The sequence below is a fragment of the Pseudonocardia nematodicida genome (genome assembly GCF_040105385.1).
Lineage (GTDB): Bacteria > Actinomycetota > Actinomycetes > Mycobacteriales > Pseudonocardiaceae > Pseudonocardia > Pseudonocardia nematodicida.
In genome coordinates this window covers 19931-44367 of record NZ_JBEDNQ010000020.1, presented here as the reverse complement: position 1 = coordinate 44367, position 24437 = coordinate 19931, and the positions used below count along the sequence as shown (strand labels likewise).

Below are 24437 nucleotides of genomic sequence, written 5' to 3'. Positions count from 1 at the left end.
CCCCATCTGGAACCCCACTCATGACGCTTTAGTTCGGCCATACCGAACTAAAGCGTCATGAGTCGCAGGTGGGGTGGGGGTGCCGGGCCGCCGACGGGGGTCAGTCGGCCGGCGGTGGGACGGCGGAGGTCGCCAGGTCGGTCAGGTCCTCGCGGGGGAGGGCGTCGCCCGGCCCACCGCCGACGTCGGCCGCGACGACGAGCATCGCCACCCCCGTCGACCCGTCCTGCGCCTCCGTGCGCGGCACCGCGAGCACCCCGACCGACCCGTCGGTGGCGCGGCAGCCGGTGACGCCCTCGGCGGTCCCGTCGGTGCGCACGGTCGCCTCGATCCAGATGCCCTGTTCGGCGTCCTCCGCGCCCGGCCGCGGGACCGGTGCCCCGACGGCGACCTGCGGGTTCGCGCCCGCGTAGGCGGACTCACCGGCGCCGCGGGCGAACGCCTGCGCCGCGTCCTCCACGGTGGTCCCGTCGGGGACGGCGACCAGCGCGGCCGCGGCGACCCCGCGCGGCGCGGCCTCCGTGGGGCACTGCCCGGCCACGAACGGCGGCGCCTCGGCCAGCCGGGTGAAGGGCACCCCGAACACGTCGAGCGGGGGAGCCTGGGTGGTCGCGGCCGTCCAGCCGCCGGGCGGGGTGAGGGCGAACGCCTCGCTCGCCGCGGGTGCCGCGTCCGCCCCGGCCGCCGGATCGGCGGTACCGGTCCCACGGGCGGTGAGCGCGGCGACGGTCCCGGCCACCAGCAGCACGACGACCGCCGCGGCCAGCGCGGGGCGCCGGTAGCGGTCCACGGGGCGGGCGGGCTCGTCCGGGCGGGGCTGCGGGGAGGCGCCCGGACGGCGGTCCGGCGACGTCCGGCCGGGGGAGATCACCGGCGCAGCCTACGTCCGGCCACGAAACGGTCCGCGCACCGGACGGTGGGCGGGCCGCCCTCGTCGCCCGGCGGTCGGCACCCGTTCCGGTCCTCGCCGCCTCACGCCGGCCCGGACGGACCGTCGGGTGCGGGGGGCCGGGCGCCGTCGCACGGCTGCCCGCGGTGAGCACCGCGGGCGGGGAAGCGGGTCAGCCCGGCAGCAGGGACAGCCGCACCGACCGGGTCGGGTTGTCCACATTGGTGTCGACCAGGCAGATCGACTGCCAGGTCCCCAGTGCGGGCCGGCCGCCGAGCACCGGCACCGTCGTCGACGGCGGTACGAACGCCGGCAGCACGTGATCACGACCGTGCCCGGCACTGCCGTGCCGGTGGTGCCACCGGTCGTCGGCGGGCAGCAGCTCGCGCAGCCGCGCCAGCAGGTCGGAGTCGCTGCCGGCGCCCGTCTCGATGATCGCGATGCCGGCCGTGGCGTGCGGGACGAACACGTTCAGCAGACCGTCTCCGGCGTCCGATTCGGACAGGAAGCGCTCGATCGCGTTCGTCAGGTCGACGACCGACTCCTCGGACCCGGTGCGGATCTCGATCAGCTCGCTGTGCACGGACGCCGACCCTAGGCCCGCAGCTAGGGTCGGGCAGCGTGGGAGCGACGGTGACGGCTTTCGGGTGGGATCTTCCCTCGCGGCCGGGTTATCTGAACACGGCGAGTATCGGGGTGCCGCCGTTGCGCGCCTCCGAGGCCGTGACCCGGGCGGTGACGGACTGGGCCGCGGCCCGGGCGTCGCCCCGGGACTACGACGACGCGGTCGAGACCGCCCGCGCCGGGTTCGCGGCGATCACCGGTGTCCCGGTGTCCGATGTGGCCCAGGGCGCCACGGTGTCCGGCCTGGTCGGACCGCTCGCCGCCGCCGTGCCGGACGGCACCCGGGTGCTCGTCGCGACTGGCGAGTTCTCCAGCGTCACCCGCCCGTTCGCGATGCAGGCCCACCGCGGGGTGCGGATCACCGAGGTCGGGCTCGACGAGCTCGCGGCGCACGCCGGCGGGCACGACCTCGTCGCGGTGTCGGTGGTGCAGTCGCTCGACGGGCGGGTCGCCGACGTCGACGCGCTGTGCGCGGCCCGGGACCGGCACGGGGTCCGGCTGCTGTTCGACGTCACCCAGGCCGCCGGCTGGCTCCCGCTGCGCCTGGACCGGGCCGACGCCGTCGTCGGCGCCGGGTACAAGTGGCTGCTCTGCCCGCGCGGCGTCGCCTGGCTGGCCCAGCGGGCGTCCTGGGTGGACGGTCCGCCCGGCGCCGGGTGCTGGCCGGACGTCGTCCGGCACGGCGCAGGCTGGTACGGCACCGCCGACCGCTGGGGCGACGGTCTCTACACCCCGGACCCGCCCGGCCGACCCGGTCCGGCCGGCGGCGAGGAGGCCCCGGTGTGGTTCTCGCACGTCGGCGCGGCCGTCAGCGTGCCGTGGCTGGCCTCGCTCGACGCCGACGCGGTGCGCGCGCACTGTGTGGGCCTCGCCGACGGGCTCCGCGAACGTCTCGGGATGCCGCCCGCCGGGTCGGCGATCGTGTCGGTCCCGGCGTCCGCGGTGCCGGACGCGGCCGACCGGCTCGCCGCGGCGGGGATCTCCGCGGCCGTCCGGGGTGGGGCGGTCCGGCTGTCGTTCCACCTCGCCACCACCGCCGACGACGTCGAGGCCGCGGCCGTCGCTCTGCGTCCGTGACCCGGCACGGCCCTGCCGCCGCGATCACCCCGACGTCGCGCGCCCCGGCCGGTGATCACCAGCCGGGTGCCGATCCGTGCCGGGGACGGCACCGGCCGGCACCCGGCGGACGATCATCGACCGGACGCGCGCCGGGCCGGGCCGGGTGTCGCCCCGGCCGTCGGGCTCAGTCGCGTCCCGGGAACACCGGGACGATCGGCGAGCGCTCGGTGACGGTGCGCCAGTAGGCGAGGCGGCCGGTCGCCTCGGTCATCGCGCGCAGCCCCGCCTCGCGCAGCGGGGCCTGCGACGAGCGCTCCAGCACCGAGCGCCAGGCGGCGATGGTGTCGGTCTCGGCGGAGACCAGCAGCGCGCCGGCCGACACGGCGTCGACCACCGGCTGCGGAGCCTGGTAGGCCGGTTGCGCCGAGACCGGCCGCTGACCGACCTCGGTGAGGGTCTGCGCGATCTGGCCGCGCAGGGTGGTGTGCGCCTCGACGTCCTGCCGGGCCTGCCGGGCCCACTCCACGGGCACGAACGCCAGCGCGAGCGAGTAGGCCCACAGCGCGGCGTGCTCACCGGCCAGCGCCCGCTGCAGCGCCTCCACGGTCACCGCCGGTACGACGGGCTCGTCGTCCGGCTCCTGCATGCGCAGTGTCATCGCCCGCCCGCCCCACTCGGCCCGGTCACGCCAGCACCGTCGCGTAGGTCGCGCAGCAGGCGGCGATCTCGGCCACCAGCCCGATCTGCAGCGCCGGGGCGTTACCGGCCACCTCGGTCGCGGTCCGGGCCGACGCGGCGACGGCGTCTCGGATCGCGACGACGTCGGCCGCCGGCGGCGTGGCCGGGGGCACGACCTCCTCGGGGGCGCGCCCGCCGGCCGAGTCCAGCGCCCTGGCGTGCTCGATCCGGGCCGCGCGCAGCGGCTCGAGCCGCTCGGCCAGCCCCGGGTCGGCGGTCACGGCGGCGACCACCATCGCCGCGTCCATCCGGGCCGCGTCGGACATCGCGAGCAACGCGTCGTCCACGGCGCCGGGCTGGTCGGTCGCGGCCGTGCAGGCGCCGAGCAGCGGGGGGAGGACGACGGCGGCAGCCCCGGCAGCCAGCGCCCGGCGGCGGCTGAGCGCGAAGCCTGCGGAGCCGCGCATCGACACTGCGGCGAAGCCTGCGGAGCCGCGTGTCGGCGCTGCCGCGAAGCCTGCGGAGCCGCGCATCGACACTGCGGCTGCGCCCGGCAGGCGTGGCGATACCGCGTGCATCCGGTCCCTCACGACCGGTCATGCTGCCAGCCCGCCCCGCGGGCCCCGTCACCGACCGGTGCGCGGTGCGGCCGGAGGGCGGGTACCGCCGCCGACCGGATCCCGGGTGAACGCGCTAGGCTCGTCGGCCGTCCCCGTCGTCGACCCGTTGCCGTTTGTCGCCCGTCGCGACGCACGGCACCGCACCCGTGCCGCGGGAGCGGTTCCGGGGTCGCCGGGCGGGGCGAGCACGCGACGAACGAGGAGAGTCACCCCATGCGCAGTCCGGACCCCGTGCAGCTGGCCGACCAGCTGCGCGGTGTGCTCGAGCCGGTGGTCCACGGAGCCGGGCTGGAGATCGACGCAGTGGAGGTGCGCACCGCCGGACGGCGGCACGCGGTGAAGCTCGTCGTCGACCTGCCCGAGACGTCGACGGCGGCCGGGATCGACCTGGACGACATCGCCCGGCTCTCGCGGACCGCCGCGGCCGAGCTCGACCCGCACGAGCACCTCATCGAGGGCTCCTACACCCTCGAGGTCACCTCGCCGGGCGTGGACCGCCCGCTCACCACCCCGCGGCACTGGCGGCGCAACCACCTGCGCCTGGCGCGGATCCGGTTCACCGACGGCGACACCGTCGAGGCCCGGATCGGCGACGCCTCCGAGGACCGCGTGGTCGTCGCCGTCCCGGGCAAGAAGCAGCCGGAGCGCCGCGAGATCGCCTACACCGACGTCGAGCACGCCCAGGTGCAGGTCGAGTTCAAGGCCCCGCCGCAGAGCGAGGTCGACCTGCTGGCGGCGACCGACGGCACCGACAGCACCAGCGCGAACGAGGAGAACCGGTGAACGTCGACATCCCCGCGCTGCGGGCCATCGAGCGGGACAAGGAGATCCCGTTCGAGACGGTGCTGGAAGCGATCGAGACCGCTCTGCTCACCGCCTACAAGCACACCGAGGGCCACTTCTCCGACGCCCGTGTCGACATCGACCGCAAGAGCGGCGTCGTCCGGGTGCTGGCCCGCGACCCCTCCGACGCGGCCGAGGACGGCACGCCCGGCCCCGAGTTCGACGACACCCCGGAGGGCTTCGGCCGGATCGCGGCGACCACGGCCCGGCAGGTCATCGTGCAGCGGCTGCGGGACGCCGAGCACGAGCGCACCTACGGCGAGTTCGCGACCAAGGAGGGCGAGGTCGTCGCCGGCGTCGTCCAGCGTGACGCGCGCGCGAACGCCCGGGGCGTGGTGGTCGTCGAGCTCGGCGGCAGCGGCGGGATCGAGGCGGTGCTCCCGGCCGCCGAGCAGGTCCCCGGCGAGGTCTACCGGCACGGGGACCGCGTCCGCGCCTACGTCATCGGTGTGCACCGCGGCCCGCGCGGCACCTCGATCACGTTGTCGCGCACGCACCCGAACCTGGTCCGCAAGCTGTTCGCCCTGGAGGTCCCGGAGCTGGTCGACGGCTCGGTGGAGATCGTCTCGGTGGCCCGCGAGGCCGGGTTCCGCTCGAAGATCGCGGTGCGCTCGACCCGGTCCGGGCTCAACGCCAAGGGTGCCTGCATCGGCCCGATGGGTGCCCGGGTGCGCGGGGTGATGGGCGAGCTGGCCGGCGAGAAGATCGACATCATCGACTGGTCCGAGGACCCGGCCGAGTTCGTCGGCAACGCGCTGTCCCCGTCCAAGGTGGTCTCCGTCACGGTGCTCGACGAGAAGGCCCGGGTGGCCCGCGTCGTCGTCCCGGACTTCCAGCTGTCGCTGGCCATCGGCAAGGAGGGGCAGAACGCCCGCCTCGCCGCCCGGCTCACCGGCTGGAAGATCGATATCCGGAGCGACGCCGACCCGCACGACCCGGTCGGACCGGGTGGCGACCCGGTGGAGGTGTCGTCGTAGACGCGCACGACGACCGGGACGCGGACCGGCAGTGTGATCGGCCGGGCGAGGGAATGCCCGATCGGGGTCCTGCGCTACACTCGGTACCGGTCCGCGATCGCGGTCCGATGTCCGCGCGTCCCCGGTCGGTTCCGATCCGGACCTGCGTCGGGTGCCGGACCCGGGAACGGGCCGACCGACTGTTGCGGGTGGTCGCGGAGCACGGGAGTCTCCTCCCGGACCCACGCCGCCGCCGCCCCGGCCGGGGTGCGTGGTTGCACCCCGTGACGGGGTGCCTGGACACCGCCGAGCGCCGCTCGGCGTTCGCCCGGGCGTTGCGTCTCCGGGGTCGCCCCGGGACCGACGCCGTACGGCGATGGCTCCGGGATCAGCAGGACACGGGGAGCCTCTCCGTGTCGTCATCGGAAGAAAGCCAGGTCGACCAGTCATGAGCCAGCAGTGAAGATCGCACCATGAACGTGCTTCGACACTAGGTTCGAGGTCGAGCGGATCCTGCCGCCCGGCCTCCGGTCAGGATGAGGAGAGCAGTGGCAGGCAAGGCCCGCGTGCATGAGCTCGCGAAAGAGCTCGGTATCAGCAGCAAGCAGGTCCTGAGCAAGTTGCAGGACCTCGGGGAGTACGTGAAGTCTCCCTCCTCCACCGTCGAGGCCCCGGTCGTGCGCAAGCTGCGCGACTCGCTGGCCGACGGTGCGTCCGGCGGCGGCAACGGCCAGCGCCGCGGTTCCGGTGCTCCCGGCGGCGGTCGTCCGCGTGCCGGTGGAGCGGCGCCGCGCGGTGGCTCCGGTGCCCCGTCCCCCTCCCGCCCCACGCCGAAGCCCGGCCCGACGCCGGGTGCGTCGCCGTCCGGGCCCGCGCCCAAGCCGGGCCCGCGTCCCGGGCCCTCCGGCCCGGCGTCGCCCGCGCAGCCGGCCGCCGGTCGTCCGGAGGCTCCGAAGCCGGGGCCGGCCGCGCCGAAGCCCGCTCCGCAGCCGCAGGCGCCCGCCGCCGACGCCGGTACCTCGGCGGCGGCCGGCCCGGGTACCGCCGCGCCCAAGCCCGGACCGGCCGCACCGAAGCCGGGTCCGAAGCCGGCTCAGCCCGCCCCGCAGAACCGTCCCGCGCCCGGTCAGGGCGGTGGCGCTCCGCGCCCGGGTGGCGACGGTCCGCGTGGCCCGAGGCCCGGTCCGCGCCAGCCGCGGGTCGGCAACAACCCGTTCGGTGTCGGCCAGGGTTCCCCGAAGCCGGCGGCCCGCCCGGGCCCGCCGCCCCAGCAGGGTGGCGGTCAGCAGGGTGGTGGCGCGAGCGCGCCGGCCGCCCGCTCCGGTGAGGCCCCGCCGCGTCCGCCCCGTCCCGGTGGCGGTGCGCCCGGCGCCGGTGGCCCGCGCCCGAACCCGGGCAACATGCCGCCGCGTCCGAACCCGGGCATGATGCCCGCCCGTCCGGCGGCCGGCCGTCCCGGCGCCGGTGGCGGTGGCCGTGGTGGCCCCGGCGGCGGTCGTGGTGGCCCCGGCGGTGGCCGTGGTGGCCCCGGTGGCGGCGGTCGTCCCGGTGGTGGCGGCGGCGGTTTCCGTCCCGGTGGCGGCGGCCCCGGTGGCCCGCCCCCGGCCGGCGGTTTCCGCGGTCGTCCCGGTGGTGGTGGTCGTCCCGGTGGTCGCGGCGGTGCCGCGGGTGCCTTCGGCCGTCCCGGCGGACCGGCCCGTCGTGGCCGCAAGTCGAAGCGGCAGAAGCGCCAGGAGTACGACGCCATGGCCGCGCCGTCGGTGGGCGGCGTCCGCCTGCCCAAGGGCAACGGCGAGACGATCCGGCTGCCGCGTGGCGCGTCGCTGACCGACTTCGCGGAGAAGATCAACGCCAACCCGGCCTCGCTGGTACAGGTGTTGTTCCACCTCGGCGAGATGGTCACGGCGACCGCGTCGGTCTCCGACGAGGTCCTGGAGCTGCTCGGCCAGGAGATGAACTACCGGGTCCAGGTCGTGTCCCCCGAGGAGGAGGACCGCGAGCTGCTCGAGTCGTTCGACATCGAGTTCGGCGACCTCGGCGACGAGGACGCCCTGATGGCCCGGCCGCCGGTCGTGACCATCATGGGTCACGTCGACCACGGTAAGACGCGGCTGCTGGACACCATTCGCAAGGCGAACGTCCGCGAGGGCGAGGCCGGCGGCATCACCCAGCACATCGGCGCCTACCAGGTCCCCGCCGAGCTCGAGGGCGTCGAGCGGAACATCACGTTCATCGACACCCCGGGTCACGAGGCGTTCACCGCCATGCGTGCCCGCGGTGCGAAGTCCACCGACATCGCGGTGATCGTGGTGGCGGCGGACGACGGCGTGATGCCGCAGACCATCGAGTCGGTGAACCACGCCCAGGCGGCCGGTCTGCCGATCGTGGTCGCGGTCAACAAGATCGACGTCGAGGGTGCGAACCCGCAGAAGATCCGTCAGCAGCTCACCGAGTACAACCTGGTGGCCGAGGAGTACGGCGGCGACACGATGTTCGTCGACATCTCCGCCAAGCAGGGCACCAACATCGAGGGTCTGCTCGAGGCGATCCTGCTGACCGCGGACGCCTCGCTCGACCTGCGGGCCAACCCCGACATGGACGCCCAGGGCGTCACCATCGAGGGACACCTGGACCGCGGTCGCGGTCCGGTGGCCACGGTGCTGGTCCAGCGCGGCACGCTGCGGGTCGGTGACTCGGTCGTGGCCGGCGACGCCTCCGGACGTGTCCGGCGGATGGTCGACGAGCACGGCGCGGACGTCACCGAGGCGCTCCCGTCGCGTCCGGTGCAGGTCATCGGTCTGACCTCGGTGCCGGGTGCGGGCGACACGTTCCTCGTCGTCGACGAGGACCGGGTGGCCCGCCAGATCGCCGACCGGCGGCGCGCCCGCGAGCGGAACGCCGAGCTGGCGTCCCGTCGCAAGCGCGTCAGCCTGGAGGACCTGGACGCCGCGCTGAAGGAGACCAACACCCTCAACCTGATCATCAAGGGCGACAACTCGGGCACCGTGGAGGCGCTCGAGGAGGCCCTGATGAAGCTGGACGTGGGTGAGGAGGTCGACCTGCGGGTCATCCACCGCGGCGTCGGTGGGATCACCGAGGGCGACATCAACCTCGCCATCGCGGACAACGTCATCGTCATGGGCTTCAACGTCCGTGCCGAGGGCAAGGCCACGGAGCTGGCCAACCGCGAGGGCGTGGAGATCCGCTACTACTCGGTGATCTACGCGGCGATCGAGGAGATCGAGGCGGCCCTGAAGGGCATGCTGAAGCCGGAGTACGAGGAGGTCGAGCTGGGCCGCGCGGACGTCCGCGAGGTCTTCAAGTCCTCCAAGTTCGGCACGATCGCGGGTTGCCTGGTGCAGTCCGGGGAGATCCGCCGGAACGCCCGGGCGCGCCTGCTGCGCGACTCGCGGGTGGTCCACGAGAACCTCCCGATCTCGTCGCTGCGCCGGTTCAAGGACGACGTGGTCGAGGTCCGCGAGGGCTTCGAGTGCGGTCTGACGCTGGGCAGCTACTCCGACATCAAGGTCGACGACGTCATCGAGACGTTCGAGATGCGCGAGAAGCCGCGTAGCTGATGTCCCACGAGGCGGGGCGGCCGGAATTCCGGCCGCCCCGTTCTCGTCTGTGTCGTCGGTGTCGGATTCGGGAGGCGTGATGTACGTCGGGGCGCTGGAGTGCGACGTGCTGCTCGGTGACGTCTCGTCGCTCAAGCAGAAGCGCTCGGTGGTCCGCCCGTTGCTGGCCGAGCTGCGCCGGTTCGAGGTCGCCGTGGCCGAGGCCGGCCACCAGGACCTGTACCGCCGCGCGCTGATCGGCGTCAGCTGTGTCTCCGCCGACGCCGGGCACGTCCGGACCGTCCTGGAGCGCTGCGAGCGCCTGGTCGCCGCCCGCCCCGAGCTGGACCTGCTGTCGGCCCGCACCCGCCTCTTCGGCCCCGACGACGAGTAACCCCCTCCGGGCCCTCCGGGCTCCGGGAGCGATCGAACCCAGGTCCGGTCTTGCTTAGACTCGGGCCGGTAAGTCGGTGGAAGGAGCACGACATGGTCGACCACGCGCGCGCACGCAAGCTCGCCAAGCGGATCTCGCAGATCGTCGCCGAAGCCCTCGAGCACGAGGTCAAGGACCCGCGGCTGGCGATGGTGACGATCACCGACACCCGGGTCACCGGCGACCTGCGGGAGGCCACCGTCTACTACACGGTGATGGGGGCCTCGCTCGAGGAGGCGCCGGACACCGCCGGAGCCGCCGCCGCGCTGTCCAGTGCCTCCGGGGTGCTGCGCAGCCGGGTCGGGCAGCAGACCGGCGTCCGGCACACCCCGAGCCTGGCGTTCGTCCTGGACCAGGTCCCGGACGAGGCACGCCGGATGGAGGAGCTGCTGGCGCAGACCCGGGCGTCGGACGCGGAGGTGGCGCGGCTGGCCGCGTCGGCGTCCCCGGCGGGGGAGGCGGACCCGTACCGCACCCCGCGGGACGACGAGTCCGAGTGAGTTCCTCGCACGTCCCCGGCCCCGGCCCGGTCGATCCGGCCGGGGCCGCGGCATTGCTACGGCAGGCCCGCGACGCCCTGGTCGTCGGGCACGTCCGCCCGGACGCCGACGCCGCCGGCAGCGCGATCGCGATCGCCACCGCGCTGCGCCGGTCCGGGATCGACGCCGTGGTCTCCTTCGGCGGGCCGGAGCCGGTCCCGTCGTCGTTGTCGGTGCTCGACCCGGACGGCCTGGTCGTGCCGTCCGCGGACGCGCCGGCGGCCCCGGACCTGCTGGTCTGCTGCGACATCTCCTCGGCACGGCGGCTGGGCGACCTGGCCGGCCGGCTCGACACGGCGTCGGTGTCGCTGGCGATCGACCACCACGTGTCGTTCACCCCGTTCAGCACCCACCAGCTGGTCGACGCGACCGCGCCGGCCACCGTCGTGCTGGTCCGGGCGGTGCTGGCCGAGTTCGGCGTCGCGCTGGACCCGGTGCTGGCGCGCGCGCTGTTCGCCGGGCTCTACACCGACACGGGCGGGTTCCGGCGGGGCGGCGCGGACGCGCTGCGGCTGGCCGCCGAGCTGGTCGACGCCGGCGCGGACCCGGCATCGTTGCTGCGCCGGCTGTCCGGGACCCGGCCGTTCGCCTGGCTCGCCGCGCAGGCCGAGGTGCTGGCCGCAGCCCACTTCGAGCCCGACGTCGCCGCCGGGGCCGGGCTGGTGTGGGCCACCGTGGACGTCGCCACCGCGACCCGGTTCCGGGACGAGGCGGTCACCCTGGTCGGCCAGCTGACGGCGACGGCCGGCGACGGCGTCGCGGCACTGCTCACCGAGGTCGCCCCGGGGGACTGGTCGGTGTCGTTGCGCGGCACGGGGACCCCGGACCTGTCGCGGGTCGCGACCGCGCTCGGCGGCGGCGGCCATCCGGGCGCCGCCGGGTTCGAGCGCGCCGGGACCCGGGACTCGTTGCTGGGGCTCCTGCGGGCCGAGCTCGCCTCGGTGACCGCCGGTGCCGCCGCCCCGCCGTCGTCACGAACGGACCGTTCGTGAAGCCGGCCGGTACGAAGGGTCCGTTCGTGGCGGTGGGACCGGAGGCCCGGGGCGGTCGGGGCGATCGGGCCGGTCCGGTGTGACCCGTCCGGGGGCCGTAGCGTGTCCGGTGATCACAGGAGGTGTGTCGTGAGTTCCGAGTCCACTCCGGGTCCCGGGGACGATCGGGCGTGGCGGGAGTTCCTCGGTGCATGGGTGCGCAACCCGCTGCGGGTGGGCGCCGTCTGGCCGAGCTCGACGCGGTTGTCCGAGAAGCTCGCCCGGATCGCGCCACGGCACGGAGCACCCGTCGTCGTCGAGATGGGGCCGGGAACCGGCGCGGTCACCGCGCAGGTGGCGGCGCGGTTGCCACCGGAGGGCCGGCACCTGGCCGTCGAGCTGGACCCGGCGATGGCCCGCTACCTGCAGCGCACCCACCCGGGCGTCGAGGTGATCAACGGTGACTGCCGCAAGCTGACCGAGCTGCTCGCCGAGCGGGACGTCCGCACCGTCGACGCGGTCATCTCCGGCCTGCCGTGGTCGCTGTTCGACCGCGGGACCCAGCGGGAGATCCTCGGCCAGGTCGTCGGTGCGGTCGGGGAGACCGGCGCGTTCGCCACCTTCGCCTACTCGCACACCATGCCGATGCCCTCGGCCCGGCGGTTCAAGGCGACCCTGCAGGAGACGTTCGACGAGGTCGTCGTGACCAGGACGGTGTGGCGCAACATGCCGCCGGCCTACTGCTACCTCTGCCGCCGCCCGCGCGCCTGAGCCGGCCGGTGCCGAGGAGCACCCGTACCCCGGGCGGGGCCCGGGACATCGCGCGGCTGGCGGTGCCGGCGCTGCCGGTGCTGGCGGCCGAGCCGCTGTACCTGCTGGTGGACACCGCCGTCGTCGGACGGCTGGGGGCAGTCCCGCTGGCCGGCCTGGCCGTCGCGGGGGTGCTGTTCGCGCAGGTCACCACCCAGCTGACGTTCCTGTCCTACGGGACGACGGCGCGTGCGGCCCGGTTCCACGGCGCGGGCCGCCGGTCGGCGGCGGTCACCGAGGGGATGCAGGCGACCTGGCTGGCGGTCGTGGTCGGGCTGGCCGTGCTCGGGCTGGGGCAGCTGCTGGCCGCCCCGGTCGCCCGTGTGCTGGCGGGCAGCGGGGAGATCGCCGACGGCGCCGTCGGATGGCTGCGGATCGCGTTGTTCGGCGCCCCGATGGTGCTGATCACGCTCGCCGGCAACGGCTGGATGCGTGGCGTGCAGGACACCGTCCGCCCGATGCGCTACGTGCTGGCCGGCAACGCGCTGTCCGCCCTGATGTGCCCGTTCCTGGTGCACGGTGCGGGCGACTGGGACGGCTGGGGGCTGGAGGGCTCGGCCGTCGCCAACGTCGCGGCGCAGACCGTGTCGGCGACGTTCTTCCTGCGGGCGCTGGCCGTGGAACGGCGGCGGGCGCCCGCGTCCGACCCGATCCGGCTCGCCCCGGACACCGCGGTGCTGCGCGCGCAGACGACGATGGGCCGCGACCTGGTGATCCGCTCGCTCGGCTTCCAGGCCTGCTTCCTGTCCGCGACGGCGGTGGCCGCCCGGTTCGGCGCCCCGTCGGTGGCCGCGCACCAGATCGTCCTGCAGCTGTGGGTGTTCCAGACCCTGGTGCTCGACGCCGTCGCGATCGCCGCGCAGGCCCTCGTCGGCTCCGCGCTCGGGGCCGCCCGGTCGGACGGCCCGGAGGGCACCGCGCACGCCCGCGCCGTGGCGGCCCGGGTGACCCGCTACGGCCTGGTGCTGGGCTGCCTGTTCGCGATCGTGTACGCGGCCCTGTTCCCGGTACTGCCGGGGGTGTTCACCGCCGACCTCGCCGTGCTCGCGACGATCCCGGTCGCCTGGTGGTTCTTCACCGCGCTCCAGCCGGTCGCCGGGGTGGTCTTCGCGCTCGACGGCGTGCTGCTCGGCGCGGGGGACGCGGCCTTCCTGCGCACGACGACGCTGCTCGCCGCGATCGGCGGGTTCCTGCCGATGATCTGGCTGTCGCTCGTGTTCGGCTGGGGGCTGGCCGGGATCTGGACCGGGCTCGCCGCGTTCATGCTGGTGCGCCTCGTGGCCGTCGGCCTGCGCGCCCGCTCGGGCCGCTGGGCGGTCCCCGGCGCGGTGCGCCCCTGAGCCGGCCTCCGTCTCCGCCGACGGGTACGTGAGCGCTGTTCCGGGAGCTGCCGGCGACTCTCCTGTACCCCTCGGCGCCGGCGCGCCGGGCGGAGGGCGGCCGGTGTCGGCCGAGGGCATGTGAGGGCGTCGTCAGGGCTCGGGGACGGCGCTGTGGTGCCGCTCGTCCGGCGATCAGGGCGTGGCCGGCGGGGCCGGGGCGTCCGGGGCCGGGGCGTCCGGGGCCGGGAGCGGGAGGCGCACGGTGAAGACCGTGCCGGTGCCGTCGTCGCGCGGGCCGACGGCCACCGTTCCGCCGAGCCGCCGCGCGATCCGGTCGACCAGGGCCAGCCCGATGCCGCGGGGGCGGCCACCGGGCGTCGCCCGGGTGCTGAAGCCGAACGTGAACAGCTCGCGGGCGGTCTCCTCGCCGACGCCGGGCCCGCTGTCGGCCACCTCCAGCACGACGTCCCCGCTCTCGCAGCGCACCGTCACGGCGACCGCGCGCTCGGGGCCGCGCGGGCCCCCGGCGCCGTTCCCGCTCGCGCGACCCGCCGGGGTGTCGTCCGCGCGACCCGCCACGGCCTCGATCGCGTTGTCCACCAGGTTCCCGGCGAGCGAGACCAGGTCGTCGGCGGCGAACGGGAGCCGCAGGTCGGGCAGGCAGCGCTCGTCGCAGGCGTCGACGACGGTGAACGCGACGTCGTTCTCGGCGGCCGCCCACGCCTTGTCCGCGAGCAGCGCGGCGAGCACCGGGTCGGCGACCTCGGACACCACCCGCGAGCCCGGACCCCGGGTGCGGTCGAGGGCGGCGCTGCCGGCGGCCGCCGCGTCGGAGGTGTCGCCCAGCTCGATCAGGGTGAGCACGGTCTGCAGGCGGTTCGCGAACTCGTGTGCCTGGCCGGACAGCGCCGCGACCCGGTCCCGGGCGTCGTCGCGCTCGCGCAGCGCCCCGGCCAGCTCGGTCCGGTCGCGCAGCGTGAAGACCCGGGTGTCGGGGCCCGCCGCGGGACCGGCGGCCCGGCTGTTGACCAGCAGCACCCGCTCCCCGGCCAGCGCCGGCTCGTCGTGCAGGTCCTCGCGCAGGCCGCGGGCCAGCACGGCGCCCACCGCGGGATCGACGCCGAGCCCGGACAGCGGACGGCCCGGTGCGGCGGGATCGAGGTCGCCGCCGGGAGACGGGACACCGACACCGGCCGGCAGGACCGCCCCCGGCGAGGCCGGGCCGGAGCCGCCCGCCCGACCGTGCCCCCCGGGCCCGGCCCCGGCGGTACCCGCCGGGGATCCGGCCCGCCCGGGCGCAAGCAGGCGTCGTGCCTCGGCGTTGACCACCACCAGCCGGCCGCTGCCGTCGACGACCAGCAGTCCCTCGCCGACCGCGTGCAGCACGGCGTCGTGGTGGGTGTAGGCGGCGGTGATCTCCTCGGGCTCCAGTCCGAGGGTCTGCCGGCGCAGCCGCCGGGCCAGCAGCGCGGCGAGCCCCAGCCCGATCAGCAGCGCCCCCGCGGCCGCGGCCAGGATCGCCGGCAGCCACCGGAACACGAGGTCGCTGATCCGGGTCTCCAGCACCCCGACCGAGACGACGCCGGCGACGCGACCGTCCAGCACCACCGGGGTGACCGTGCGGATCGACTGTCCCAGCGTGCCGGTGTAGATCTCGGTGGAGGTCTCGCCGGCCAGCGCGGGCGCGATGTTGCCCTGGTAGATCCCGCCGATCTCGGCCGGGTTGTAGTGGCTCCAGCGCACGCCCTGCGGCGACATGACCACGATGAAGCTCGTGCCGGTCGCGACCCGGGTGCGCTCGGCGACCGGCTGCAGCCGCGCCGACAGGGTGGCGACGTCGCCGCCGGAGCGGATCGCGTCGACGACCTCGGGGTCCGACGCCAGGTTCACCGCGGTGGCCCGGGTGAGCCGGCCCGCGGCGTCGTGCTCGAGCTCCCCGGCGCCGTAGAAGGCCAGACCGGTCAGCCCGCCGACGGTGAGCAGCACCGTCACGACCTGTAGCACGAACAGCTGCCGGACCAGGCTCGACCGGCGGCGGAGGATGAGCAGGGGCCGGCGCACGGTCCCACCCTGCCACCGGGGGAGTGGCGGGGTGGGCCGTGCGCCGGCCGGTGGGGGCCGCGGGGGCGCGACCGTCACGAGGGGGGAGGCCGGCCGGGTCAGGACCCGGCGCCGACCTTCTCGCGACGGGCGACCTCGTCGGCCTCGGCGGTCGGCTCGTCGCCGGCGGCGGGAGCGGAGCCGTGGGCGGCCTCCATGTCGGCGTCGACCAGCGTCGGGTCGTCGAGCACCGCGGCGAGCCGCTCGCGGTCGAGCTCGCCGTTCCAGCGGGCGACGACCAGGGTGGCGACGACGTTGCCGATCGCGTTGGTCAGCGCCCGGCCCTCGGACATCATCCGGTCGATCCCGACGATCAGCGCCAGGCCGACCACGATCGCCTCGGGGGTGAAGAACTCCCCGCCGAAGGCCTGCAGCGACGCGGCCAGGGTGACCAGACCGGCACCCGTGACACCGGCGGCGCCCTTCGAGGTCAGCACCATCAGCAGGGCGAGCGCGATCTGCGCGCCGATCGGCAGCACCTCGCCACCGGCCTGGATGATGAACAGCGCACCCAGGGTCAGGTAGATGCAGGTGCCGTCGAGGTTGAACGAGTACCCGGTCGGGATGACCATGCCGACGGTCTGCTTGGACGCACCGGCCGACTGCAGCTTGGTCAGGAAGCGCGGCAGCACCGACTCCGACGACGACGTGCCGACGATGATCAGCAGCTCGTCCTTGATCAGCCGGATGACCTTGAAGACGTTGAACCCGGCGGCCCAGGAGACGGCACCCAGCACGACGAGGACGAACACCGCGCAGGTGCCCCAGAACACGCCCATCAGCGACAGCAGGTTGGTCAGCGACGCGGACCCGAACTGGCCGACGGTGTAGGCCATGCCGCCGAACGCGGCGACCGGCGCCGCCCACATGATGATCTTGATGATCCCGAAGATCACCTGGGCGATCGACTCGATGCCGGAGACCAGGCGGGTGCGCAGGCCGTCGTTCAGCGACGAGATCGCGCAGGCGGTGAGGATCGCCAGCACCAGCACCTGCAGCACGGAGTTCTCGACGAACGGGCCGAAGAAGCTGTGCGGGAGCAGCGAGTCCTGGATGAAGGGGATCAGGCCGGACTCGCTGCCGCCGGTCGCTGCCTGCTCACCGGCCTTCTCGACGTCGGCCGGGTTGGGCGCGCCCTCGAAGCCGGCTCCCGGCTGGAAGACGTTGCCCGCGACCAGCCCCATCGTCAGGGCGATCACGGTCATCACCAGGAAGTAGCCCAGCGCCCGCAGCGCGAGCCCGCCGGCCCGGGCGAGGTTGCCGAGCGAGGCGATGCCCACCACCACGGTGCAGAAGATGACCGGCCCGACGATCACCTTGATCATCTGGACGAACGTGTCGGCGAGCCACTTGGTCTGTCCGGCGAATCCGGGGGCGAACAGCCCGACCAGGATCCCGGAGGCGATACCGATGAGCACCCAGAACCAGAGCTGGGTGTAGACCTTCTTCTTCCGCCGGACCGGGGTGTGCGTCCCGTTCCCGGACGATCCGTCAGCTCCTGCGACCTCGGCCATGCCCGTCCTCCTCGACGTGTTGCGGTGCGAGAACGATGGGGCGTCGTCGTTCGGGCGAGCAATGATCCGGGGGTCGGGCTTGAGGAAGCCTTGAGGAAACCGACTACCCTCACTCGGCGTGCAGGTATTGCTCGTCGAGGACGATCCGGTCCTCGGTGACGCGTTGCGGCGCACGCTGGTGAAGCACGGCTACCCGACCGAGCTGGTCGGCAGCGGCACCGCCGCGCTGGCGGCGGTCGCGGAGCGGGAGCCGGACGTCGTGCTGCTGGACATGGGCCTGCCCGACCGCGACGGCCTCGGCGTCTGCCGGGAGATCCGGGAGCGCTCCCGGGTGCCGATCATCGCCATCACCGGCCGCGGGGACGTCGCGGCGCGGGTGCAGGGGCTGCGTTCCGGAGCGGACGACTACCTGGTCAAGCCGGTCTCGACCGACGAGCTGCTGGCCCGGATCGACGCGGTGCTGCGCCGCGCGACCGGCGCCGCGATGTCGCCGACCGTGACCGTCGGCGACGTCGTCGTGGATCTGGACCGGCGGTCGGTCACCGCCGCCGGGGACCCGGTCGGGCTGACCCGCAAGGAGTTCGACCTGCTGGCCGCGCTCGCCCGCCGGGAGGGCGCCGTGCTGCCGCGCGCCGAGCTGCTGGAGCAGGTGTGGGGGGTCGCCGACGCCTCCGCCGCGCGCACCCTGGAGGCGCACGTCGCGTCGCTGCGCTCCAAGCTGGGGGAACGCGAGGTCGTGGTCACGGTGCGGGGGGTCGGGTACCGCCTGGCACGCTAGGCGCGTGCCACCCCGTCAGCCCCCGCCGCCGCCCGGACTCGTGATCGTCGACAAGGACCGCGGACCGACCAGCCACGACGTCGTCGGGAGGCTGCGCCGGATCATGGGCACCCGCAAGGTCGGCCACGCCGGGACCCTGGACCCGATGGCGACCGGCGTCCTGGTGATCGGCATCGAGCGGGCCACCAAGCTGCTCGGGCACCTGTCGCTGGACACCAAGGCCTACACCGCGACGGTGCGGCTCGGCGCCGCGACCGACACCGACGACGCCGAGGGCACGCCGGTCGGCGCACCCGCCGACACCTCCCGGATCGACGACGAGGCCGTCCGCGCCGCGATGGCGCCGCTGACCGGCGACATCGAGCAGGTGCCCAGCGCGGTGTCCGCCGTCAAGATCGACGGGAAGCGGGCCTACCAGCGGGTGCGCGACGGCGAGACCGTCGAGATCCCGGCCCGGCCGGTGACGGTGTCGGCGTTCGACCTTCACGCCCTGCGGCGCTCGGAGGACGGGTTCCTGGACCTCGACGTCGTCGTGGAGTGCTCGTCGGGGACCTACGTGCGCGCGCTGGCCCGCGACCTCGGCGCCGCGCTCGGCGTCGGCGGGCACTTGACCGCGTTGCGGCGCACCCGGGTCGGCCCCTTCACCCTCGCCCACGCCCGGACGGTCGAGCAGCTCGCGGAGTCGCCGGGACTGTCGCTGGACCTGGCCGGCGCGGTCGCGACCGCGTTCCCCCGCCGGGATCTCGGTGTCGACGACGCGGCGGCCGTGCGCTACGGCAAGTCGCTGCCCGCCGCCGGGATCGGCGGCACCTACGGGGTGTTCGGCCCGGACGGTGCGGCGCTGGCGCTGATGGCCGACCGCGGGGAGGCGGCGCGCCCGGTGGTGGTGCTCGCCCCGGCGGGCTGATCGGGGCGCCGCCTGCGTAGGCTCGCGCCGTGCAGCGCTGGCGTGGTCTGGAGGCCGTCCCGCCCGGCTGGGGCCGGTGCGTCGTCACCATCGGGGTGTTCGACGGCGTGCACCGCGGGCACCGCATGCTGATCGACCGCGCGGTGCGGCGCGCCCGTGAACGGGGACTGCCGGCCGTCGTCGTGACGTTCGACCCGCACCCCGCCGAACTGATCCGTCCCGGCACGCACCCGGCCCGGCTGTCGACGCTGGACCGGCGCGCGGAGCTGATCGCCGACGCCGGCGCGGACGTGTTCTGCGTCATCCCCTTCACCGAGCAGCTGTCCACGATGGAGCCCGCCGGGTTCGCGCACGAGATCCTGGTCGACCGGCTGCACGCGGCCGAGGTCGTCGTCGGCAGCAACTTCACCTTCGGTCACCGCGCGGCCGGCGACGTGACGGTGCTGGCCGAGCTCGGCCGCCGGTTCGGGTTCACCACCGAGGCGCTCGACCTGATGTCCGACGACGGCGCCGACGGGAGCCTGGGGTCGGTCACCTTCTCCTCGACCTACATCCGGTCCTGCATCGACGCCGGTGCCGTCCGCGACGCGGCGCACGCGCTGGGCCGCTGGCACCGGGTGGACGGCGTGATCGTGCACGGCCACAAGCGCGGCCGGGACCTCGGGTTCCCGACCGCGAACGTCGCGTGCCCGCCCTACACCGCGATCCCGGCCGACGGCGTCTACGCCGGCTGGTTCGGCATCGGTGACCGCCGGTTGAAGGCGGCGATCTCGGTCGGCACGAACCCGACGTTCGCCGGCCGGGTCCGGACCGTCGAGGCCTACGTCCTCGACGTCGACGAGGACTTCTACGGGCACGAGGTCCGGGTCGAGTTCGTCGCCCGGCTGCGTGGGCAGGAGCACTACGACGGCGTCGAGCCGCTGATCGCGCAGATGCACCGCGACGTCGACCGCACCCGGGAGATCCTCACCGCATCCGGTTCCGCGTCGGGCCCCGATGACGAGCCCGACGGCGCCGCTCGCGCGCTGCCGGACGGCTCCGACTGAGTGGAAACCCCCACTCCGCGCCGAACCCGCCCGGCGGGACGGGGTGCGGTTCGACGATCGCAAGATGACAGATCCCGCCGGTCCCGCCGCGGTCACCGGGTCGACCGCACCCGCCGGCCCCGCTGCACCTGCTGACCCGGCCGCACCTGCTGCACCCACCGATCCGGCTGCGGAGGCCGGCGCGCCCGCACCCGCGGGCCCGACGGCACGTGCTGATCCGGCCGTCCGGGCCGGGGCCGCGCCGGCAGGCGACCCGGTGGCGGAGAACCGCAGGCGCCAGCGCGAGCTCTACGGCGAGCCGCTGGGGGAGCGGGTGCGCCGGCTGACCTCCGGGCTGGGGATCACCCAGGCCCGGCTGGCGTCGGCGCTCGGACTGAGCCCGGCGATGCTGAGCCAGCTCGCCGGCGCGCGCCGGGTGAAGATCGGCGATCCGGCGGTGCTCGGCCGGCTGCTGGCGCTCGACCGGCGGGTGCGACGCGGTCCCGTCCCGGCCGGTGACGTCGAGTCGCTGCTCGACGGGGTGCGCTCGGGATCGACGCCGTGGGGGCCGGGTGCGGTGTGCGGGTGCGGAGCGGCCTCGTCCGGTCCGCAGGTGCCGGCGCCGCGTCCCGCGGACGGTGTTCGCGTCCTCGCGGTGCCGGTCCGGCCCACGCCGGGTTGGGCGGGCCGCCAGGAGCGGGCCGCCGCTGCCGACGACGCGTTGCGCGGGGTGAGCGCGCCGGCCCGCCTGGTCGCCGCCGCCGCGGTGCTCGCGCCGTCGTTCCCGGAGGTCGCCGAGGTGCTCCGGCGCGCCGCCGCCCGCCGCTGACCCGGCTCGCCCGATGGCGATCGTGAGCCGGGTTCCGGTTGGTGCCGCGGATGGCACCGCCCGGAACCCGGCCGACGATCACCGCCGACGGTGGGACCGTGCGGCCCGGCCCGCCGACTGTGATCACTGGCCGGGTTCCGGCAGGTGCCATCCGCGGCACCTGGGGGAACCCGTACGACGATCACGAGAGGGTTGCCTGCGGCGGCACCGACGGAGTCGTCGGGCGCGGTCGTCGGGCACGATGAGCCGTGTGGAGGAGGGGGACCCGGTCCGGTTGTTCACCGCGTTGTGGCCGACCCCGGAGGCCGACGCCGCCCTCACCGCCGCGCTCGCGGCGTCCCCGCCCTGGCACCCGGACGGCGAGTGGCGGCCCGTCCCGCCGGAACGCCGGCACGTGACGCTGTGTTTCCACGGCCTCGACCGGATCGGCCCACGTGCCCGGGCGCTGGACGACGCACTCGCCGGAACCCCGCTGCCACGCCTGCGGCTCGCTGGGCTGGGCACCTTCCCCGGAGTGCTCTGGGCCGGGGTGCGGGACGATCCGCCCGGTGCGCTGGCCCGGCTGGCCGTGGCGGCGGGGGCGGACCCCGCGGGGTTCCGGGCGCACCTCACGCTGGCCCGTCGCGCACGCGGCGCCCGGGGGCGTCCGGAGTTCGCCGAGGGTGCGGCGCTGCCGGCCGGGCCGTGGTGGCGGCCCGGGGCGGTGCTGCTGGTCCGCAGCGACCTCGGTCCCGCGGGGCCGGACCACACCCCCGTGCACCGGGTCTCGCCGGGACCGTCGACCCGGCGTCGCCTCGGCGAGCGGTGATCATCAGCCGGGTCCCGTACGGTGCCGGCGGTGGCACCGGCCGGCACCCGGACGATGATCACTGACCGACGGCCGGGGCCGGGGCGGTGGTGACCGGTGCCGGTGCCCGGCCGCACGCGTCCGCCGTGCCACCGTTCCCGGGTGCGCACCGCACGGGTTCCGGCCGCTGCCACGGACGGTGCCGGGCGGGCCCGCGCCCCGGGTCGGCGGCGGTCACGGACCGTGCCGCTGGTACCGTTTCACACCGGGTCCGGCTGCAGTTCGCGGCGGCCGAGACCGACCACCTGCCGCTCCACCGGTTCGTGCGCTCCGGCGCGCGTTCCCCGGGAGTCCGAGCGGCACGGCCCCGCGGACCGTCGCAATTGATGAAGGAGATGCAGTGGCACTGACCACCGCCGAGAAGAAGACCACGCTCGAGACCTACGGCGTGCACGAGACCGACACCGGGTCCCCCGAGGCCCAGGTCGCGCTGCTGACCCAGCGCATCGTCGGCCTGACCGAGCACCTCAAGCAGCACAAGCACGACCACCACAGCCGGCGGGGCCTGCTGCTGCTGGTCGGTCGTCGTCGCCGGCTGCTCAAGTACCTGCGTGCGGTCGACGTGGCGCGCTACCGCGCCCTGATCGAGAAGCTGGGTCTGCGCCGCTGACCCGCCGCGACCCGGTACCGGAGCTACTCCGGTGCCGGGTCGCCCCGCATCGGGCACACGGCCCGGTGCAGCACAACTGAATCGGCCCACCGCGGCCGGCGTAGGGACATCCGCCGGTCCTCGGTAGTGGTTCCCGGGACGAGCGTCCCGGGGGCTTCGATCGAAGACCGGCTCGGCAGGGGATCCCCGGGCGTCGACGGTGGTGCGGCACGAGAGCCATCACTGTCGAGTTCGAGGAGAACTTTCCACCTATGACCGATCAGATCGTCACCAGCGAGGACGGCGTGCACGAGAGCACCGCCGTCATCGACAACGGCGCCTACGGCACCCGCACCGTCCGGTTCGAGACCGGCCGGCTCGCGCGCCAGGCCGCCGGGTCCGTCGTCGCCTACCTGGACGACGAGACCATGCTGCTGTCCGCCACGACCGCCTCGAAGCGGCCGAAGGACCAGTTCGACTTCTTCCCGCTCACCGTCGACGTCGAGGAGCGGATGTACGCCGCGGGCCGGATCCCCGGCTCGTTCTTCCGTCGTGAGGGCCGTCCGGGCACCGACGCGATCCTGACCTGCCGGCTGATCGACCGCCCGCTGCGCCCGTCGTTCGTCGACGGTCTGCGCAACGAGATCCAGGTCGTCGTGACGGTCATGTCGCTCGACCCGAAGGACCCCTACGACGTCGTCGCGATCAACGCCGCGTCCGCGTCCACCCAGCTCGCGGGCCTGCCGTTCTCCGGCCCGGTCGGCGGCGTCCGCGTCGCGCTGATCGCCAACGAGGCCGGCACCGACACCCAGTGGGTGGCGTTCCCGACCCACGACCAGCTCGAGCGCGCCGCGTTCGACATGGTCGTCGCGGGCCGCACCGTCGGTGACGACGTCGCGATCATGATGGTCGAGGCCGAGGCCACCGACAAGACGATCGACCTGGTCGCCGGCGGCGCGAACGCCCCGACCGAGGAGGTCGTCGCGGACGGGCTGGAGGCGGCGAAGCCGTTCATCCGCAGCCTGTGCCTCGCGCAGCAGGCGCTGGCCGACGTCGCGGCCAAGCCGACCGCCGACTACCCGGTGTTCCCGGCCTACCAGGCCGACGCGTTCGACGCGGTCTCCGAGGCCGTCGAGCAGGAGCTGGCCCAGGCGCTGACCATCGCCGGCAAGCAGGAGCGCGAGGCGAAGACCGACGAGGTCAAGGCCTCGGTGCTGGAGAAGCTGGGCGAGCGCTTCACCGGGCGCGAGGCCGAGCTCGGCAACGCGTTCCGCGCGCTGAACAAGAAGCTGATCCGCCGCCGGATCCTGACCGACCAGGTCCGGATCGACGGCCGCGGGCTCACCGACATCCGGCCGCTGTCCGCCGAGGTCGAGGTCGTCCCGCGGGCGCACGGCTCGGCGCTGTTCGAGCGCGGCGAGACCCAGATCATGGGTGTCACCACGCTGAACATGCTGCGCATGGAGCAGACGATCGACTCGCTCGGTCCGGAGACCTCCAAGCGCTACCTGCACCACTACAACTTCCCGCCGTACTCGACCGGTGAGACCGGCCGGGTCGGTTCGCCGAAGCGCCGCGAGATCGGCCACGGCGCGCTCGCCGAGCGGGCGCTGCTCCCGGTCCTGCCGAACCGCGAGGAGTTCCCCTACGCGATCCGCCAGGTCTCCGAGGCGCTGGGCTCGAACGGCTCGACCTCGATGGGCTCGGTCTGCGCGTCGACGATGTCGCTGCTCAACGCCGGCGTGCCGCTGAAGGCGCCGGTCGCGGGCATCGCGATGGGCCTGGTCTCCGACGAGGTCGACGGCCAGACCCGCTACGTGGCGCTGACCGACATCCTGGGCGCGGAGGACGCGTTCGGCGACATGGACTTCAAGGTCGCCGGCACCAAGGAGTTCGTCACCGCGCTGCAGCTCGACACCAAGCTCGACGGCATCCCCTCCGAGGTGCTGGCCGCCGCGCTGAACCAGGCCAAGGACGCCCGCCTGACCATCCTCGAGGTGATCGGCGAGGCCATCGACGGCCCGGACGAGATGTCGAAGTACGCGCCGCGGGTCACCGCGGTGAAGGTCCCGGTCGACAAGATCGGCGAGGTCATCGGCCCGAAGGGCAAGATGATCAACTCGATCACCGAGAAGACCGGTGCGGACATCTCGATCGAGGACGACGGCACGATCTACGTCGGCGCGAACGACGGCCCCTCCGCGGAGGAGGCGATCGGCATGATCAACGCGATCGCCAACCCGCAGCTGCCCAAGGTCGGCGAGCGGTTCCTGGGTACGGTGGTCAAGGCCGCCGCGTTCGGCGCCTTCGTCTCGCTGGTCCCCGGCAAGGACGGCCTGATCCACATCTCGAAGCTCGGCAACGGGAAGCGGATCGGCAAGGTCGAGGACGTCTGCAAGGTCGGCGACAAGATCCGCGTCGAGGTCACCGACATCGACAACCGCGGCAAGATCAGCCTGGTTCCGGTCCAGGAGGGCGGCGAGGAGTCCGCCCCCGAGGGTGTGGACGCCGAGGCCGCCCCGGCCGAGGCCGCCAACCCGAGCTGAC

23 protein-coding genes are annotated in these 24437 nt (G+C 74.8%); 17 read left to right on the top strand and 6 right to left on the bottom strand.

The window, feature by feature from the left end; all coding sequences use genetic code 11:
- Window positions 1-100: 100 nt before the first annotated feature.
- Entirely contained in the window at window positions 101-871 is a 771-nt protein-coding gene (locus WIS52_RS31570; RefSeq protein ID WP_349302097.1) for a hypothetical protein, read from the bottom strand.
- Between the two features lie 190 nt (window positions 872-1061).
- Entirely contained in the window at window positions 1062-1472 is a 411-nt protein-coding gene (locus WIS52_RS31565; protein WP_349302096.1) for a secondary thiamine-phosphate synthase enzyme YjbQ, read from the bottom strand.
- 113 nt (window positions 1473-1585) lie between these two features.
- On the opposite strand from WIS52_RS31565, the gene WIS52_RS31560 reads away from it, so the two are divergent.
- The gene (locus WIS52_RS31560; RefSeq protein WP_349302098.1) at window positions 1586-2590 is read left to right on the top strand and encodes an aminotransferase class V-fold PLP-dependent enzyme; all 1005 of its coding nucleotides are present in this window, start codon (window positions 1586-1588) and stop codon (window positions 2588-2590) included.
- Window positions 2591-2756: 166 nt separating this feature from the next.
- On the opposite strand, the gene WIS52_RS31555 is transcribed toward WIS52_RS31560, so the two are convergent.
- Both WIS52_RS31555 and WIS52_RS31550 read right to left on the bottom strand, forming a co-directional pair.
- Complete coding sequence (locus tag WIS52_RS31555; protein WP_349302095.1) at window positions 2757-3230, bottom strand: ferritin-like domain-containing protein; 474 nt, start codon at window positions 3228-3230, stop codon at window positions 2757-2759.
- A 25-nt stretch (window positions 3231-3255) separates the two neighbouring features.
- Window positions 3256-3717: a hypothetical protein gene (locus tag WIS52_RS31550; protein WP_349302094.1), complete on the bottom strand. Its 462-nt coding sequence runs from the start codon at window positions 3715-3717 to the stop codon at window positions 3256-3258.
- Window positions 3718-4083: 366 nt separating this feature from the next.
- Here WIS52_RS31550 and rimP point away from each other — a divergent pair, with 366 nt between their 5' ends.
- From rimP to WIS52_RS31505, 9 genes are all read left to right on the top strand, one after another.
- Window positions 4084-4653, top strand: coding sequence for a ribosome maturation factor RimP (gene rimP, locus WIS52_RS31545; RefSeq protein WP_349302093.1), 570 nt, complete (start codon window positions 4084-4086; stop codon window positions 4651-4653).
- Entirely contained in the window at window positions 4650-5690 is a 1041-nt protein-coding gene (gene nusA, locus WIS52_RS31540) for a transcription termination factor NusA (protein ID WP_349302092.1), read from the top strand. The genes rimP and nusA overlap by 4 nt, the downstream gene beginning before the upstream one ends.
- A 53-nt stretch (window positions 5691-5743) precedes the next feature.
- On the top strand, window positions 5744-6121 hold the full coding sequence (locus WIS52_RS31535) for a YlxR family protein (RefSeq protein ID WP_349302091.1): 378 nt from the start codon (window positions 5744-5746) through the stop codon (window positions 6119-6121).
- Window positions 6122-6217: 96 nt separating this feature from the next.
- Window positions 6218-9247 carry a translation initiation factor IF-2 gene (infB, locus tag WIS52_RS31530; RefSeq protein ID WP_349302090.1) on the top strand — a complete coding sequence of 1010 codons (3030 nt, stop codon included), beginning with the start codon at window positions 6218-6220 and terminating at the stop codon, window positions 9245-9247.
- A gap of 79 nt (window positions 9248-9326) precedes the next feature.
- A complete protein-coding gene (locus WIS52_RS31525; RefSeq protein ID WP_349302089.1) occupies window positions 9327-9620 on the top strand; it encodes a DUF503 domain-containing protein in 294 nt (97 codons plus the stop codon).
- A 92-nt stretch (window positions 9621-9712) separates the two neighbouring features.
- Window positions 9713-10159 carry a 30S ribosome-binding factor RbfA gene (rbfA, locus tag WIS52_RS31520; protein ID WP_349302088.1) on the top strand — a complete coding sequence of 149 codons (447 nt, stop codon included), beginning with the start codon at window positions 9713-9715 and terminating at the stop codon, window positions 10157-10159.
- Window positions 10156-11190, top strand: coding sequence for a DHH family phosphoesterase (locus WIS52_RS31515; RefSeq protein WP_349302087.1), 1035 nt, complete (start codon window positions 10156-10158; stop codon window positions 11188-11190). The genes rbfA and WIS52_RS31515 overlap by 4 nt, the downstream gene beginning before the upstream one ends.
- 129 nt (window positions 11191-11319) lie before the next feature.
- On the top strand, window positions 11320-11940 hold the full coding sequence (locus WIS52_RS31510) for a class I SAM-dependent methyltransferase (RefSeq protein ID WP_349302086.1): 621 nt from the start codon (window positions 11320-11322) through the stop codon (window positions 11938-11940).
- 8 nt (window positions 11941-11948) lie between these two features.
- A complete protein-coding gene (locus WIS52_RS31505; RefSeq protein ID WP_349302085.1) occupies window positions 11949-13319 on the top strand; it encodes an MATE family efflux transporter in 1371 nt (456 codons plus the stop codon).
- Between the two features lie 174 nt (window positions 13320-13493).
- Here the strand turns inward: WIS52_RS31505 and WIS52_RS31500 are convergent, their stop codons facing one another.
- Window positions 13494-15362: a sensor histidine kinase gene (locus WIS52_RS31500; RefSeq protein ID WP_349302084.1), complete on the bottom strand. Its 1869-nt coding sequence runs from the start codon at window positions 15360-15362 to the stop codon at window positions 13494-13496.
- A gap of 98 nt (window positions 15363-15460) precedes the next feature.
- Entirely contained in the window at window positions 15461-16915 is a 1455-nt protein-coding gene (locus WIS52_RS31495; RefSeq protein WP_349302083.1) for a cation:dicarboxylate symporter family transporter, read from the bottom strand.
- Between the two features lie 118 nt (window positions 16916-17033).
- On the opposite strand from WIS52_RS31495, the gene WIS52_RS31490 reads away from it, so the two are divergent.
- The 7 genes from WIS52_RS31490 (at window position 17034) to WIS52_RS31460 (ending at window position 24436) form a co-directional block, all read left to right on the top strand.
- On the top strand, window positions 17034-17693 hold the full coding sequence (locus tag WIS52_RS31490; protein ID WP_349302082.1) for a response regulator transcription factor: 660 nt from the start codon (window positions 17034-17036) through the stop codon (window positions 17691-17693).
- A 4-nt stretch (window positions 17694-17697) separates the two neighbouring features.
- The gene (gene truB / locus WIS52_RS31485; protein WP_349302081.1) at window positions 17698-18600 is read left to right on the top strand and encodes a tRNA pseudouridine(55) synthase TruB; all 903 of its coding nucleotides are present in this window, start codon (window positions 17698-17700) and stop codon (window positions 18598-18600) included.
- Between the two features lie 29 nt (window positions 18601-18629).
- A complete protein-coding gene (locus WIS52_RS31480) occupies window positions 18630-19646 on the top strand; it encodes a bifunctional riboflavin kinase/FAD synthetase (protein WP_349302080.1) in 1017 nt (338 codons plus the stop codon).
- Window positions 19647-19710: 64 nt separating this feature from the next.
- Complete coding sequence (locus tag WIS52_RS31475) at window positions 19711-20454, top strand: helix-turn-helix domain-containing protein (RefSeq protein WP_349302079.1); 744 nt, start codon at window positions 19711-19713, stop codon at window positions 20452-20454.
- A 250-nt stretch (window positions 20455-20704) separates the two neighbouring features.
- Window positions 20705-21262: a 2'-5' RNA ligase family protein gene (locus tag WIS52_RS31470; protein ID WP_349302078.1), complete on the top strand. Its 558-nt coding sequence runs from the start codon at window positions 20705-20707 to the stop codon at window positions 21260-21262.
- A gap of 379 nt (window positions 21263-21641) precedes the next feature.
- The gene (rpsO, locus tag WIS52_RS31465) at window positions 21642-21911 is read left to right on the top strand and encodes a 30S ribosomal protein S15 (RefSeq protein WP_349302077.1); all 270 of its coding nucleotides are present in this window, start codon (window positions 21642-21644) and stop codon (window positions 21909-21911) included.
- 251 nt (window positions 21912-22162) lie between these two features.
- Entirely contained in the window at window positions 22163-24436 is a 2274-nt protein-coding gene (locus WIS52_RS31460) for a polyribonucleotide nucleotidyltransferase (protein WP_349302076.1), read from the top strand.
- Window position 24437: the final 1 nt, after the last annotated feature.